This window comes from Lutimaribacter saemankumensis (assembly GCF_900100005.1).
Taxonomy (GTDB): Bacteria; Pseudomonadota; Alphaproteobacteria; order Rhodobacterales; family Rhodobacteraceae; genus Lutimaribacter; species Lutimaribacter saemankumensis.
The window spans coordinates 1-1,087 of the sequence record NZ_FNEB01000047.1 but is presented as its reverse complement, the minus strand read 5'-3'; the positions used below and the strand labels follow the sequence as shown (position 1 = coordinate 1,087).

Sequence of the window (1,087 nt, the reverse complement as noted above, 5' to 3'; positions counted from 1 at the left end):
AAGCGATCACCCCAGACGGGCATGTCGTTTCCGTGCGCAGGTATCAGATTTCGCCTGTCGATCATAAAAACCGCATACTCGAACGGAAACTTTCCGTCGTTATTGGCCGCAAGATGCGTAAGGTCCGGCGTTCCGATTTTCAGAAGCTGCGCCAACGGTCCATCGCCCTTTGCCGATTCACCATGGCATCCGGCGCAAGCGATCATGTATTCGTACTCTCCCGCGCCATCTGCGATAACGGATTGCGTTCCCAAGAAGCTGGCGACAATTGCCGTCATAAGACTCGTCATTTTCATTGCAATATCCTCCACCCATCGAAGCCTTTTGACCGCCTTCCTGAAAAGCCTGAGAGCCGCTGTTTCCTGGTGTTTCGGCCTACATCAAGCAGAAAGTTCGAGGGTCAAATGCTGGAAATGGTTCATAAGTTATCAAGGCGGACGACCACCTTCGGTCACCGCCTGGCGGTTCAGTCTTTCTGCATCGTGGACAGGTATTCGATCAGCGCCAGAACGCGCGTCGTCACGTAGTCCTCCGTTGCAGCAGGAGAGAATGTATCTTCAGGGTCGATGTTTGCCCGCGTGCGGTACCGGTTGCCCCAAAGCGGCATATCCCGGCCATGCACGCCAACGTCCTGCGACCCTTCGATGATCGAATAAAGCTGCGATACCGGAAACACACCGCCGTTGTTCTTCTGGATCGCCGTAAGGTCAGGCGGCATGTTCCTTAAGAAAGCTGTGACCGGGCCGTCTCCGGTGCCATCTTTACCATGACACTGAACGCAACTGTTCCTGTACTCGAACTCCCCCAGACTCATGTCTGCGGCAGCCGCGGGAATGGCAAACGAAAGGCCGACAATCGTACCCGTGATGACTGCAGTGATGCGATCACACATGGCTCAACTCCTTCAACGTTCGTTTTTGGAGTTCGCGCGTCAGAGGTTAGTATATCAGCAAATATTCGTATTTTGGAAAGCTTTTTTCCGGAAGGGCTTTGTCAGATTAACTTAGCTTGAGGCGGGCAGGGGGCTTTCGTAGCCCCTCAAGATGTCCAAACGCTCGCCTTTCAAGTATTTCAAAACCAGCCCCGA

2 protein-coding genes are annotated in these 1,087 nt (G+C 53.5%); both read right to left on the bottom strand.

Features of this window, described 5'->3' with window-relative positions; all coding sequences use genetic code 11:
* Positions 1-296 (bottom strand): cytochrome c (locus BLT50_RS18890; RefSeq protein ID WP_139170606.1); only part of this gene is annotated, 296 nt, incomplete at its 3' end.
* A 170-nt stretch (positions 297-466) separates the two neighbouring features.
* Positions 467-892 carry a c-type cytochrome gene (locus BLT50_RS19185; RefSeq protein WP_139170605.1) on the bottom strand — a complete coding sequence of 142 codons (426 nt, stop codon included), beginning with the start codon at positions 890-892 and terminating at the stop codon, positions 467-469.
* Positions 893-1,087 lie beyond the last annotated feature (195 nt).